The 14143-nt window shown below is 60.7% G+C and carries 13 protein-coding genes; 9 read left to right on the top strand and 4 right to left on the bottom strand.

The window, feature by feature from the left end; translation table 11 throughout:
* The first annotated feature begins 101 nt into the window (after positions 1 to 101).
* Complete coding sequence (locus K3819_RS14240) at positions 102 to 419, top strand: YqjD family protein (protein WP_007957537.1); 318 nt, start codon at positions 102 to 104, stop codon at positions 417 to 419.
* 55 nt (positions 420 to 474) lie between these two features.
* On the opposite strand, the gene K3819_RS14235 is transcribed toward K3819_RS14240, so the two are convergent.
* Both K3819_RS14235 and K3819_RS14230 read right to left on the bottom strand, forming a co-directional pair.
* Positions 475 to 1506, bottom strand: coding sequence for an Ldh family oxidoreductase (locus K3819_RS14235; protein ID WP_221399615.1), 1032 nt, complete (start codon positions 1504 to 1506; stop codon positions 475 to 477).
* Positions 1507 to 1834: 328 nt separating this feature from the next.
* Positions 1835 to 2104: a PepSY domain-containing protein gene (locus K3819_RS14230; RefSeq protein ID WP_085646474.1), complete on the bottom strand. Its 270-nt coding sequence runs from the start codon at positions 2102 to 2104 to the stop codon at positions 1835 to 1837.
* A gap of 154 nt (positions 2105 to 2258) precedes the next feature.
* Here K3819_RS14230 and K3819_RS14225 point away from each other — a divergent pair, with 154 nt between their 5' ends.
* Positions 2259 to 3263 carry a FecR family protein gene (locus tag K3819_RS14225; protein ID WP_064596334.1) on the top strand — a complete coding sequence of 335 codons (1005 nt, stop codon included), beginning with the start codon at positions 2259 to 2261 and terminating at the stop codon, positions 3261 to 3263.
* 62 nt (positions 3264 to 3325) lie between these two features.
* Here K3819_RS14225 and K3819_RS14220 read toward each other — a convergent pair whose 3' ends face one another.
* Positions 3326 to 5662 carry an acylase gene (locus K3819_RS14220; protein WP_221399614.1) on the bottom strand — a complete coding sequence of 779 codons (2337 nt, stop codon included), beginning with the start codon at positions 5660 to 5662 and terminating at the stop codon, positions 3326 to 3328.
* Positions 5663 to 5956: 294 nt separating this feature from the next.
* On the opposite strand from K3819_RS14220, the gene K3819_RS14215 reads away from it, so the two are divergent.
* Positions 5957 to 6334 (top strand): fe2+ zn2+ uptake regulation protein, encoded by a 378-nt coding sequence (locus K3819_RS14215; protein ID WP_085611698.1) that lies wholly within the window; start codon positions 5957 to 5959, stop codon positions 6332 to 6334.
* An 18-nt stretch (positions 6335 to 6352) separates the two neighbouring features.
* Here the strand turns inward: K3819_RS14215 and K3819_RS14210 are convergent, their stop codons facing one another.
* Entirely contained in the window at positions 6353 to 6541 is a 189-nt protein-coding gene (locus K3819_RS14210) for a hypothetical protein (RefSeq protein WP_039768149.1), read from the bottom strand.
* Between the two features lie 157 nt (positions 6542 to 6698).
* Between K3819_RS14210 and K3819_RS14205 the strand changes: the two genes are divergently transcribed.
* The 6 genes from K3819_RS14205 to K3819_RS14180 all read left to right on the top strand — a co-directional run bounded on the left by K3819_RS14205 (position 6699) and on the right by K3819_RS14180 (position 14127).
* Positions 6699 to 6839: a hypothetical protein gene (locus K3819_RS14205; RefSeq protein WP_178076145.1), complete on the top strand. Its 141-nt coding sequence runs from the start codon at positions 6699 to 6701 to the stop codon at positions 6837 to 6839.
* 262 nt (positions 6840 to 7101) lie between these two features.
* A complete protein-coding gene (locus tag K3819_RS14200) occupies positions 7102 to 8361 on the top strand; it encodes an MFS transporter (protein ID WP_085611699.1) in 1260 nt (419 codons plus the stop codon).
* Complete coding sequence (locus K3819_RS14195; RefSeq protein ID WP_221399613.1) at positions 8361 to 9491, top strand: acyl-protein synthase; 1131 nt, start codon at positions 8361 to 8363, stop codon at positions 9489 to 9491. The genes K3819_RS14200 and K3819_RS14195 overlap by 1 nt, the downstream gene beginning before the upstream one ends.
* Position 9492: 1 nt before the next feature.
* On the top strand, positions 9493 to 11937 hold the full coding sequence (locus K3819_RS14190; RefSeq protein ID WP_221399612.1) for an aldehyde dehydrogenase family protein: 2445 nt from the start codon (positions 9493 to 9495) through the stop codon (positions 11935 to 11937).
* Entirely contained in the window at positions 11921 to 13210 is a 1290-nt protein-coding gene (locus K3819_RS14185) for a phenylacetate--CoA ligase family protein (RefSeq protein WP_221399611.1), read from the top strand. The genes K3819_RS14190 and K3819_RS14185 overlap by 17 nt, the downstream gene beginning before the upstream one ends.
* Entirely contained in the window at positions 13210 to 14127 is a 918-nt protein-coding gene (locus tag K3819_RS14180) for a GNAT family N-acetyltransferase (RefSeq protein ID WP_085611703.1), read from the top strand. The genes K3819_RS14185 and K3819_RS14180 overlap by 1 nt, the downstream gene beginning before the upstream one ends.
* Positions 14128 to 14143: the final 16 nt, after the last annotated feature.

The raw sequence follows: 14143 nt of genomic DNA, 5'->3' as shown, positions 1-14143 counted from the left end.
CTCTGACGCTGGTTTTTGTTCCGGATGGAAAATCGCTGCAACTTTTCAAGGCGCGCCACACTCCATTGTTCACTGTCCATTCACCTGCAAGGAGTCACCCAATGGCCCGGAAAACCGCCGTTCAAGCCGCCGAAGACCAAATCAAGGACCAGGCCTTCAGCGAACTTCAGGCGCTGATCGAAGAGTCGGAAAAACTGCTCAAGAGCAGTGCATCCCTGGTCGGCGAGGAAGCGGAGACCCTGCGCGGGCAAATCGCCCAGAAATTGCAGCAGGCGCTGGATTCGGTCACCAGCGTGCGTGACCGCACCAAACCGGCGGTGGACGCCACCGAGAGCTACATCGGCGGGCACCCGTGGCAGACCGTGGCGATTTCCGCCGGGTTCGGCCTGGTAGTCGGATTGTTGCTCGGTCGCCGCTGAGCGCGAACAAAAAAGGCGAGCCCTCGGGCTCGCCTTTTTCATGCCCGGCAAAAACTCATTCGCCGGCCAGTTCACGCAACTGCGCCAGGGTCTGCTGATCCAGTTCGATCCCTTTGGCCAGTGACTTGGCCCGCTGCAAATGCCGCCGATCCCCCGGCAAGCGCTTGAGCCCTACCCCGTGCATCTGCCGCACCAGTTCCTGACTGCGCTCGGCAAAGCTTTGCCCGGCGGTCTTGCTTGGATCTATCACGATCAGCAACTGACCGGTCCACGGGGTCTTGGCGCCGGGATGGTTCTTCCAGTCGAACTCGAACGAGAAATTTCCACCGGTCAGCGCGGCGGCCAGCAGCTCGACCATCATCGACAGCGCCGAGCCTTTGTGTCCGCCAAACGGCAGCAATGCACCGCCTTCCAGAATCGCCTTTGGGTCGCAGGTCGGCTGGCCGAGGCTGTCGACCCCCATGCCCGCCGGCAGTTTCTCGCCTTTGCGCGCTGCGATCTGCACGTCGCCATGGGCGATGGCGCTGGTGGCCAGGTCGAACACGATCGGCGCACCGTCAGCCCGGGGTGCGGCGAAGGCGATCGGGTTGGTGCCGAACAATGGCCGGTCGGCACCGTGGGGTACCACGCAGGTCATGCTGTTGACCACGCTCAACGCCACCAGACCTTCATCGGCAAAAGGCTCGACGTCCGGCCACAGCGCGGCAAAGTGGTGGGAGTTGCGGATCGCCAACACCGCAATCCCGGCACTGCGGGCCTTTTCCATCAGCAGTGGACGTGCCGCCGCCAGCGCAGGCTGGGCAAAACCGTTGCCGGCATCGACGCTGACAAACCCTGAAGCCACGTCCTCGACTTTCGGCACGGCCTTGCCGTTGACCCAGCCGCTGTTGAGCGTCGAGACATAACCGGGAATCCGGAATACGCCGTGACTGTGAGCACCGTCCCGCTCGGCACTGGCGCAATTGGCGGCCAGGGTTCTGGCGACTTCGGCCGAGGTGCCGTGACGGGTGAAAATCGTTTCCAGCAGTTGAGTCAGCTCGTCCAGGGACACCGTGGACGAGACCGCATGATCGTGTGGCGCAGACATCTGAAGCTCCAGAGTAATTATTGGAGGGAACAACAGCGAACGAACAACCCGCCAGAGGATTAACCACGGCTGGCCGGTGGCCTGTCAACCCCGCAATGGACAGCCGATTTCCAGACAGCGGGGTCAATACCCTTCACATTCAGATCAATCCCAATCTGACACTGGCCGGTCCCGCCAGAAACCTCGTCGAATTTGCCCTCGATCACATCAATGTCGCCCAGAGCACCGGGTAGAAAGGGTCGGCCAGCTGGAGCCGATCCGAGCGTTTGATTCACGCATAAAAAATGCGCAGGCTCGACACCTGCGCATCGCTCCACAACCGTGGGGGTCAGTCTTTCTGATCGCGAAGGACATTGCCGGAGGCGCCGTCTATACGGAATTCGTACACCACCCCGTCGGCCTTGCGTCCTTCGCCTTTCCAATAACCATTGTTGTCGGCCTCGATCTCGTAGACCTCGACATAACCGGCCTTGGTTTTCACGATCTCGATGGCCTTCTCGATGGTGATCCAGCCCGCGCCCGGGCGGTCGGCCAGTGCCGCGCCTGCGCTCAGAAGACTGGCGGTTGCAACCACAGCGGCCAAGGTTCTTTTGATCATGTTTTCACTCCATTTATGGTTAATGTTCGCGGGATGTCCTGTTTTTTGGGGCGCTGCAGCGAAAAAAAGTTCCACGTTTGATGGGTAAATGCCATGACGGCTGTTCTCGGCGCCTTCCGCCCAAGGTTAGAATGCGCGAAATCAGGATGAGTCAATGACCCAGAACCCTCTCTCGGAAGCCGAATACGATGCAATCACCGATGCCGCCGCGCATTGGTGCATGCGCCTGCACGCCGTTGACTGCACCGCTGAAGAGCGCATGGCGTTCGAACAATGGCGCGATGCGCACCCGCTTCACGCGTTCGAGTATGAGGCGATGCTGGAAATCTGGGACGTCGCTGAACACCTGCCCCGGCCGGCAACGGCACCGGCCCTGCCGATTCACCCGACGGCGACCCGATCATGGCGCCAGTACGCCGTAGCGGCTTGCGTCTGCGCACTGGCTTTGCCGCTGGCGGCCTGGACCGGATGGAACCTCGGCTGGCTGCCTGACAGCTATCAGCATTTCGCGGCCACCGACAATGTCCGCCATGTCACCCTGGGCGATGGCAGCCAGGTCGAGCTGAATCTCAACACCGAACTGACCTACAGCAATTACAAGGACGAGCGTCGCGTCACCCTGAAAAAGGGCGAGGCGTTCTTTGAAGTCAGCCACGACCTGAGCCACCCGTTCGTCGTCAGGGCCGCCGAAGGCAGGATTCGCGTCACCGGCACACGCTTCAACGTCTGGATGTATGAGGATCAGGTGAAGGTCAACCTGATCGAGGGTTCCGTGCTGGTCACCAGCAACACTCAATTGCCCGGCGATGGTCTGCGCCTGGGGCCTTCGATGCAGGCACGCTACAGGCATGGCGATTTCACTCCGCAGATCAGCCAGACCTATGCCAACGACAACGCACTGGCCTGGCGCAGCGGCAAACTGGTGCTCGACAACCTGCCGCTGAACGAAGCATTGCCGCAGATCAACCGTTACCTGGACAAGCCCCTGATGCTGGCCGACAACGCCACCGGTTCGATCCGGGTGGGCGGCATTTACAACATCAAGGAACTGAACAGCTTCGCCAGTTCTCTGCCCAAAGTCCTGCCGGTCTTCCTGACCCGCAACAAGGACGGCAACCCGGTGATCAACCCGATGCCGCAGCAACCGCCAAAAAACTGAAGGCCGTTCCCGTGAGGGAGCGGCCTTCTGCCTTTGCGACTGTCGACGGATTAAACCGCTGATTACTGCGCTGCGACTTTCCCCGCCTTTTCCAGATCATCGCGCACGGTCTGCACCTGATACTGCGGATCGGCCTCGATCTGCTGTTCGGTGAACGGCAACACACTCCACTGTTTCTTCGAGAAGGCCTCGGTCTGATCCCGGGAATACTTCGACGCCGGATCACTGGATAACGAGAATGCCAGCAGGCCCTGGGCATGCGGTCCCTTGTCATCGAACGTCACGACTTGCAGGTAACTGGTGCCGCTGACCACTTCCAGCTTGCCGTCTTCACGGGGCACGCTCTGGATGGCGTTGTAGATGCCGAGCGTGCCCGGGCCACCGTGAATCGACGTTTGCTGGCCACCACTGCTGACCACCTGCACATCCCCCCAGCGGGTTTTCTCGGTCAGGCCCATTTTGGCGGCAGTTTCGGCCGACGCCAGCATCGCCTCGCGCAATGCTTTGGCCACTTCCGGTTTTTCAACGGCCAGCCCGCGCGGGGTGTGCTGAGCATCCTTGGGATCGAACGCCACGCGCCAGGCCTGCGGCGATTCCTGCATCGCTTGCATGATGTTCTGGAAATGCACCAGGCCGACGCCCGACTCCAGATTCGCCCGGCCGTCCCACGCTTTCAGGCTGCTGCATACCGATTTCAACGCGGCCTCAGACTGCGAAGCACAGAACTTTCGCAGGTCCGGCACCACCTGAGTCGCCAGGAATACCTGATCGTCCATCACCATGTGTTGCAGATCCTGCACCGACACCGGGCCTTTCTTGCTCAGGGTCGCCAGACGATCCAGCGCAAAGCGCGAGCGCAGGCCCAATGGCTGGCCGTCCTGACTGATCAGCGGCGAGAAGCCGGTCAGCGGTTGCGCCGGGTTGGCCAGCCACGCCGAGTCGTTGGAGTGCTGGACAAAGTCCTTGCGCAGCAGCTGCGGCAACTGGCTGGAGGCGTAAATGCCCTTCTGTGCGGCTTGCGGGTCGATGTCCCAGGTGCAGGTGCTGTTGGAACCGTCGAGCACGATCATTTTCAGACCGGCGCGCGGATCACTGCACCTGGCCAGTTTGTCGGCGCTGACGTTCGGCACCACCGACAGGTTCATGTACAGCGTCTGGCCCTTGTCATCCACGGCCAGGGTGTTGACCCACGGGATGCCCTGAATCGTGTGCACCGAATCCTGCAGATCCTTGAGATTGCCGGCGCGGTTCATGGCGTACCACTGTTTCAGCACCCGGTCGTTGTCGAGGTTCGCATCGCGCAGGCTATAGGCGAACTGATTGTCCCAATCGAGCTTGCCGGGCCATTGCACAATCGGGCCGAACTGCGAACTGTAGACATCCCGCGAGACCGGCACTACCTGACCGTCTGCCTGTTTGACCTGCACCGTGACCGTCTGCTTGTTCATCGGCAAGGACTGGCCGTCGAGCAGGTAACGGGTCGGATCCTTCGGATCGAGTTGCAGGCGATACAGGGTGAAATGCTTTGACGAATCGACGGTGTGGGTCCAGGCCAGGTGCTGGTTGAAGCCAATGTTGATCACCGGCAGGCCCGGCAGCGCCGCGCCCATCACATCCAGTTTGCCCGGAATGGTCAGGTGCATCTGATAGAAGCGCATGCCGCCGACCCACGGGAAATGCGGGTTGGCCAACAGCATCCCACGGCCATTGAACGAACGCTCGCTGCCGACCGCCACGGCGTTGCTGCCACGGTCCAGTGCGAAGCGTTGCAGGCGCGTGTCCGCCAGTTGATAGGCCCGCGCATCGTTTTCAATCTTCGCAGTGGCCTGCGGCGGAGTAGCACCCGCCAGCGCTTCGGCGAACTGGCCCACCCCGCCCTCGACCAGCAGACGACGGGTCAGCTTCACCAGGTCCTCGGCGGCGATATCGCGCACCCATTCACCCTGGCACTGTTGTGGCAAGCCCTGCTGACGGCGTTCGGCCAGATAACGGTTGTAGCCGGCGGCATAACCTTCCACCAGATCACGCACTTCGACCGGCTGGGCCTGCCAGAAAGCGTTCACTGCCTGCGGCGTGTTGAGCCACTGGAAGAACACGTCGCTGACGCGGTTCTCGCGCTCTTCGACTGTCAGTTGCTCCGGCCCGAAGTACCGCGACCGCTCGCCATTGACCGTCACGACTTCGTTGGCCAGCAGGCACAGGTTGTCCTGCGCATAGGCATAACCGATGCCGAACCCGAGACCACGTTCGTTTTCCGCGCGGATGTGCGGTACGCCAAAACCGGTGCGGCGGATATCGGCGCCGGTCTGGCCGGAAGGGCTGAACGCCTGCGCCGACAGACTCAGCCCGAGAAACAGGCCGGCAAGGGTCAGTCCGGTGAATTGCCTGGAAATAGTCACGCTCGCTCCTGATCGAAATGCCGAAGAGCGAACCGCCCGCCACCGTGAACACGTCGGACCCGGCTCGCTCTGAAATCACCCACGCGTCACACGCAATGAGCCTGTCCAGAAAACGAAGCCGCGGAAAAAAAATTTAGTCGGTCACACACCTGTTTCGTGCCGCAATCACGGGGAAAAGACAAAACCACGACAAATTTTCTACATTTTCCGCTTCATGATTTGTCGAGCTGAAACGTCTTGTTTAGGGAGAGCACGAAAAACCTTTCCTGATCAGGCTCTGAAAGGAGTAATCGCATGTACAACCCACCCCTACCATCGGAAGGTAGCCAGACCCCACAAGGAGCGCCCATGGGTTCACACGCCGACGTATTCGGGCAACGGGTCGAGCGTCACGGCAATGAACGCATCCGTATGCTGCTTAAAAGCTTCGGCCTGCGCACCAGCCTGATTCGCCTCAAAGTCATCGACACCCTGCTGGTCGCCGCCGAGGACGACCGTCGTCTGGGTGTGCGTGGTGTTCACAGCCAGTTGCTGGATCTGGACATTCCGTTGTCCTTCCTCAGCGTGCGCGAAGTACTCAAGCGCCTGTGCGCCGAAGGCGTGATCACGTTCAACGACGACAAGAGCTACAGCCTCCATCCCCAGGCTGCCGCCGTGCTCAACCACGATTGAAGCGCCCGGCAGATGCCGTCAGGGCTTGACCTTGCGGCGCATCACGCCGTTGATCACCACAACCACCACCGCCACACCGATGGCGATGTACTGGAACGTTTGCTCGCTGAGCTTGCCGGCGTTTTGCAGCCAGGACAGGCCGAGCATGATCAGCAGTACGGCGAGGGCGATCAGAATCGAATATTTCAAGCGTTGCTTCTGGGTCATTACAGGTTCCTGAACCGTTGGAATGTATCGGGTTTGTATCGGCGTCGATGCCATGCACATACCCTTTCACGGGGATATGCCGCTGCAAACGGGGTCTCATGTTACAGCCGATGAAGAGCTTTGGCTTCAGGCGGCTTTAACCATGAGGATTTTAGAAATGCTGCGTCGAATCACCTGGCTGATTCCTGTCCTTGCACTGCTCACCCTGAGCGGCTGCATCATTTTTCCCCACGGCGGCTGGCATGGCGACCATCGCCACTACGCACCGCAAGGTCCGGGCTACTACGACCATCGTTAAGTCATGTTGCGAGAAGGATGCCAGCGTCCATTCATTCAAATGCAACAACTGATTTAGTGTCAGCCGAAATGCCCACAGGAATGTGGGCATTTTTCTTAAGACTCCCCCCATTATCTTGTCAGGCAATTCGCTCTTGCGAGTAGGCATCCCGACTTGTGCAACATCACGCAACCCCCCGTCATAGAGCGTCACAGCAATGACGTAGGAACAGTCTGACCCCGCCTCTACCCTTTGCGCTCTCTCTCGAATCTCGTGGAAGCGTATGCAAAGAACTCTCATCAATCTCTCGCCGCGGCAGGCGCTCGGTTTCTGCCTCGCCATCATGCTGTTCGAATGGCTGACCTACATGGCCAGCGACATGGTCATGCCGGCGATGCTCACCGTCACTCGGGATCTTGAAGCCGATGCCCGTCATATCCCCAACGCTTTCAATCTCTACCTGATCGGTGGAGTGTGCCTGCAATGGCTGATCGGACCGCTTGCCGACCGGTTCGGCCGACGCCCGTTGTTGCTGGCCGGTTGCGCACTGTTCGGTGCAACGTGTGCAGCGACAGTCTTTACGCCCGGTATTGAAGTTTTCAACGCATTAAGGCTTATCCAGGGCATGGGGCTGGGGTTTGTGGTGGCTGTCAGCTATCCCGCACTTCAGGAAGTATTCTGCGAAGCCGATGCGGTGCGCCTGATGGCGCTGCTCGGCAATGTTGCACTGCTTTCGCCGCTGATCGGTCCGCTGCTGGGCAGTCTGTTGTTGGAATGGCTCAGCTGGCGCGAACTGTTTCTCGGCCTGGCCCTGGTTGCCGTACTTGCATGGACCGGACTGTACGCCTGCATGCCCGAAACCATCGGCGTGGTCCGTCGTGATGGCACTCAGCAACCGCCCATGGCCTTTTCCCTTCGCCAGATCGGTGTTCGATACCTTGCATTGGCGCGCAACAAAAACTTTCTCGGGACCTGCGTTGCACTTGGCCTGATGAGCCTGCCGCTGATCGCCTGGATCGGTCTTGCACCGCTGTTGCTGATCCAGTCACTGGGGCTGACAACGCGGGAATATGCCCTGTGGCAGATACCGGTCTTTTCAGCCGTCATTCTCGGCAATCTGATTCTCGACCGGTTGCTGCCCACACGTGAATTGCCGCAATTGATTCGCCTGGCACTGTGGCCGTACTGCCTGGGGCTGCTGACCCTGGTGGCCGTTGCCATGACCGGTCTCTCCCTCACCGCACTGATTGCCGGCCTCGCGCTGTACGCCGTAGGGCTGGGCATGAGCAACGCAGCCCTGTATCGGCTGGCGCTGTTTTGCAGCGATGACAGCAAAGGACTGGTCTCGGCCGCGATCGGCATGATTTCGATTGCCGTAATGGGTGCCGGTGGATCGTTGATTGCCGCCATCGGCGGCGGCCTTCGCCTCGATTTCTTTGCGCTGTGGGCCGCGGTCGGCGGCCTGCTGTGCCTGCCCCTGCTCAACCGGTTTTTGCCTGCTGCGGCAAGGCCGACCGTTCACCATAACGATAAGGACTTCTGATGTTCCATTTCCCCCACAGCGACAAGCTCTGCGCGTTGACGCACCCCTATTGCCCGGACTCCGTGCCGGACGGGCTGTTCGATCAGGCCATGGTCGAGATCAGCCGTTTCCACAGCCTGCATACCCCGGGCTACGAACGCTGGCTGAACGCCAACGGGCTGACCGTGGACAATCTGAACAGCCTCGACGACTGGTCGCGTCTACCGCCGATTTTCGCCAGTTTTTTCAAGCAGCACCTATTGCTCAGCCCCACCGGTACCCACGCGTTGGAGCTGACATCCTCAGGCACCAGCGGTCAGAAAAGTCGCATGCGTTACGACGAACGCAGCCTGGGCGCCGCCCAATACATGGTCGAACGCATCTTTCACCATTATGGCTGGAGCAACCCGCAAACCCCGTGCAACTACTTGCTTTTGAGCTATGAGCCGGAGGGCACGATCAGCCTGGGAACCTCCTTTACTGACCAGTTCCTGTGTCGGTTCGCCCCCGTCAATCGAGTGGCCTATGCCCTGCGCCGTACCGGCGGCGGTCACGAGTTCGACAGTTTCGGCGTCATTGCCGCCCTGCAATCCTTCGCCGAAGAAGGCTTGCCCGTACGGATTCTCGGCTTTCCCGCCTTTCTCTGGCAGACCCTTGAACGCATGCGGGCCACCGGCGTTCGCGAACTGCAACTGACACCGGACTCGCTGGCGCTCTTCGGGGGTGGCTGGAAAACCCATGCCGCGCAGGAGATTCCCCGTCAGCAACTGTACGAGCGCATGCACCGACAACTGGGCCTTGAGGTCTCTCGCTGCCGTGACGGTTACGGCGCGGTCGAGCATCCGGTGCCTTACCTTGAATGTGCTCATCATCATTTCCATGTGCCCGTCTATTCGCAGGTCTTCGTGCGCAATCCGTCCGACTTCACGGTTCTGCCGTATGGCCGTCAAGGCTTGCTGAGTTTCGTCTCGCCCTACATTTCATCGAGTCCGGCCCACGCCGTGGTCATGAGCGATCTGGCTACCCTGCATCCAGGCGCCAGCTGTGGCTGCGGTCTATCTGCAGACTGGTTCGAACTGCATGGCCGCGCCGCGACCACGGCCGGCAGAAGCTGCGCCCTGGCCGCCGCTGAACTGCTGGGGAGGCATTGACATGTATCTGATCAACGGACAGCTTCACCCCGACTACCGGCTCGACGCCGCACTGGAGCAACTTCATCTGGACCTGCCACAGCGACTGGGCACGGCACTCCAGCGTGGGGCAGTCCTCGATGCGGTCGCGGTTTTCTCCACCCGACTGCACGATCCGGATCTGCCTCTTGAACCTGAACACCGTCAATCCCTGATCGAGTTCTGCCAGCCTGATGCCCTGCAGCACAAACTGCAACGTGAGCTGGGGGAGCAACCGGATGCCTTGCGCCGCATCGACTATCGCCAGTCGCACTTCGAACGCTGGAGCCCGCTGGGTCTGGTGGTGCACATCACCCCTGGCAATGCACCGCTGTTGGCCTTCTGCGCCGTGATCGAGAGCCTGCTGGCCGGCAACGTCAACTGGCTGCGCCCCAGCAGCAGTGACCAGGGCCTGACCGCTCGCTTGCTCCATGCGCTGACTCAGTGCGACGCCACCGGCCAGATCGCAGGACACGTCGCGGTCATACCAGCAACGACCGAGCAAATCGGCCAACTCTGCGAACGCGCCAACGGCATTTCAGCCTGGGGCGGCGAATCGGCGCTTCAATCCATCCGCCGACAGATCCCGGCCGGCTGTCGCTGGATCGACTGGGGTCATCGGATCAGTTTTGTTTACCTGACTCCCGAGACCGCCTCGCCAGAGGCGCTGGACGCGGTGGCGGATGAAGTCTGTCGTCTCGACCAACAGGCCTGTTCCAGCCCGCAATGGCTGCTGGTGGACAGCGATGACGAAGCTGTTCTGCGCATCATCGGCGCGGGCCTGGCAAAGGCGTTGGAACGTCGGGCCCAGCACTGGCCGGCCTTGATGCCGTCACTTCAAGAGGCGTCGCAAATCACCACAGACACGGCGATCGCGCAGTTGACCCAGAGTTTTGTCGGCCCCCCCGGACATGTCTGGAAAGCACCGGGCTGGCGGGTGATCTGGACGCATGACCAGCAACTCGCGCCCTCGCCGCTGTTTCGCAGTGTGCTGCTCAAACCACTGCCACGAACGCAAGTCATCGAGGCGCTCGTGCCTTGGCGAAACATGCTGCAAAGCTGCGCCCTGATCTGCTCCGAACACGAGACAGCAGAACTTTCGCAGATGCTGATCGCAGCAGGCGTCACGCGAATCGCCCCCGTTGAATCGATTCACGAAGGTTACGAGGGCGAACCCCACGACGGTGTCTATGCCTTGCAGCGCCTGAGTCGGCGGGTCTCGGTCAGCCTGCCGGTTGCGACACTGACGGCCTGTGCCACGCTCGATCCGCTACCGGTGCCGCCCGGCGTCGCAGGTCGCCCGATCATGACAAAGGAAACGTTTATCGCCCGCCCGATCAATCCGGCGGCCCGCCTGTACTTCCGCTCCGGGGGCAGCAGCGGCGTTCCGGTGTTGTCGGGTTTCAGTTACCGCGATTTTGATCGGCAAATGCGTGCCGCCGCCGACGGGCTGTTTGCCGCAGGCCTCGACCCGGCCCGCGACCGCGTGATGAACCTGTTCTTCAGTGGCGGGCTGTATGGCGGCTTCTTCAGCTTTTCCAAAGTGCTGGAGCTACTGGGTGTCACTCATCTGCCGATGGGCGCGCCCGCCGATGACGATTACCGCGAAATCGCCCGTTTGATCATCGAACAACGCGTCACCACACTGGTCGGCATGCCGAGCACCCTGCATCGTCTGTTTCTAAACGAGCAGTCACGATTGCGTGACTATGGCGGCATCGAAAAGGTCTTTCTCGGCGGTGAGCATCCCGGCGAACAGAGCCTTGCGTTGATGCACAGCTGTGGCGTCAGGCTGATCCGTTCGGCCATTTACGGCAGCGTCGATGCCGGGCCGCTCGGTCATGCCTGCCCGGCAACGTCTGATGGCGTATTCCATCTGATGAGCGATATTCAACATCTGGAAATCGTCGCGTTTGAAGCCGATCAGCCGGTGAATGGCGATGAAATCGGCCGTCTGGTGTTCACCTCGATAGAACGACAAGGCCAGGACGTTCAGCGATACGACCTTGGCGACAGCGGCCGCTGGATACCCGGCCGGTGTCCATGCGGGCTGCCGGCTCCACGCTTCGAGTTGCTGCAACGTCACGGCCGGCTGCTGCGCATCGGCACGGACTTCATCTGTCTGGAAACACTGGCTCGGCATCTGCAGGTCGAGTTCCAGCTGGTCCTGGAGCACGCACCCGACGGGCTGGAGCGGATGCGGTTTCGCAGTTCGCTGCCCGCCCGCGAAGTTCATGACCGCCTGCTGAATTACCCGACGCTGGCGACCCTCATCCGCACGGGACTGCTGACGGTGGACGCAGAACACTGTGCGATCGATCAGTTCGCCCGAAACAAACACAGCGGAAAGACGCCGCAGGTGATCGACAACCGCAGCGTGGTCCCGCCCACTGACTTGCAAGGAATGCAACATGAACACAAGGATTGAGTTGAACGAGCTCGTGGCGTTTGCCCGTCGCCATTCAAGCTTTTACGCAGGCCACTTCGCTGATGTGCCCGAGCACGTCACTTCGCTGGCTGAATTACCGGTGATCGATCCCGCTGCCTACTGGGAAGGCAGCCAGGATCTCGACCACTGGCCTGCACTGACCGGCTCTCTGGAAAACGCACTGGTATTCAAGACGGGGGGAACCACCAGCGCCGGCAAATTCTCGATTTTCCGGCGCCAGGAATGGCAAACACTGGTGACGGATTTCGGTCGCAGTCTCAGCGGCCAGTTGAACGCGGGCGACCGCATCGCCAACCTGTTTTTCGCTGGCGACCTCTACGCCAGTTTCATCTTCACCCACGATGCGCTGGCGCATGTGGAAACGGATATCGTCGAATTTCCGTTCACCGGTCATGTCGACTCGGCCATCCTCGCCGATGCCGTCGTTCGGCACCGAATCAATGTGCTGGCCGGACTGCCCGCCCATTTGCTGACCTTTGCGGCCTGGCTTGAGCAGCACGGGCGGGTACTCGAGGGCGTGACCACCCTGCTCTACGCCGGGGAAAGTCTGTTCCCGGCACAACTGCGACGATTGGGCCGTATCTTTCCCGGTGCGCGCATTGCGTCTCTGGGCTATGCCAGTGTCGACGCCGGTTTCATCGGCGCCAGTCAACGTGACTGCGCGTTGGGCGAACATCATGCGGCGGACAACCATAGCGTGCTGGAGATTCTCGACGAAGAAACCGGAGAGGTGATTGACGGGTGCAACCGGGTGGGACGATTGGTGGTGACCAACATGACCCGTCGCTTGATGCCGTTGATTCGCTATCCGGTCGGCGATCGCGCCTGTTGGCGAGAGCCCGGTAATGTTCCCCGGCGCAAATTCGCGTTGATGGGACGCTGTGCCGACAGTCAGCGGGTTCGTGTCGGCATACTGACCCTCCTGCCTCAGGCCATCGGCCAAACCGTACAGCAGATTACCGGCAGTGAAGACTGGCAACTGGTGATCGAACAGGAAGGCACAAGGGATATTCTGCGCCTGCGCTGGGTACCGGATGCCCTGTCTGCGATGGCTGAGCAGGCAGACCGGTTACTGCACCGTGCGTTGATCGAAGCCTATCCATTGATCGAAGAATTGAGCACCGGGCATTTGCTCGAATTGCAGATCCGGCGCTGCACGATTCAGTCACTGTCACGCCATCCTCGGTCAGGTAAACAGCAGCGTGTAGTCGATCTGCGGGTATACGACAATCTGCACCGGGAGGACCGTTGATGGAAACCCTGATCCTGCGCAGTTACCGTAACAGCGACGCCCGTGCCGTCAGCCAGCTTTTCAGAAAGGTCTACGCCAACCAATACGCTCAGCCCCATGTTTACCTGCCGCGCATGATCACGCAGAACCATGTCGGCGGTCGCTGGCATTCATTGGTGGCGGTGTCGGAGGGAAAGATTCTGGGGCACGCGGCATTGATTCGCGACAAGGAGTCGCGCATTGCCGAACTCGCATTGAGCGTGGTGGATCCGCAGAGCCGTGGCCAGAACGTGGCCACCCGACTGAGCCGGCAATTGCTGGTTCATGCCCAGGCGCTCGGATGCCACGGCGTGACGATCAAGCAGATGACCCACCATCCCTACACGCAACGGATGGCCGCCCGTCTGGGGTTTCACAACACCGGGCTGCTACCCGATCATGCCCCTTCGCCCTTTGGCGAACCGGTGCCGGAGTCGTTGGTGCTCGGCTATCTCCAGATCGACGGATACCAGCGACCGTTGCCAAGCCTCGCATGGCCGGATGGCTGCCGCGAGTTCATGCAGCAGATGGTCGACATGTTCGGGACACGGGACAACCCATCACCCTGGGTCGGCGACCCCATACAACTGGATCAGCGTTGGGGGCGCTATGACGGCGTATTGGAATCGCTTGACGACGGATTGCTCAAGCAACTGCAGCAGTTGCCGGACCATTGGCTGATTTCGATCAGGCTCAGACTCGCGCAGGGTTTCGACAGTGCCTGGCGCCAGTTGTCGACCATGGACTTCACCTTCACCGGGCTGGCGCCCGATGAAAAAGGCTCGGGATGGCTGGCCCTGTTTCATCGCGGGTTCCAGCCAGGAACGCTGACATTGCACTGTCCGCGGATGCAACGTCTGCAGGAAGACATGCGGCGTCGGGAACTCAATGTGCCATGAACGACGAGGCCCGCTC

The organism is Pseudomonas sp. 3-2 (assembly GCF_019710535.1).
In the GTDB taxonomy this organism is placed as follows: Bacteria; Pseudomonadota; Gammaproteobacteria; order Pseudomonadales; family Pseudomonadaceae; genus Aquipseudomonas; species Aquipseudomonas pharyngis.
This window is presented reverse-complemented; position numbering and strand designations above follow the sequence as displayed.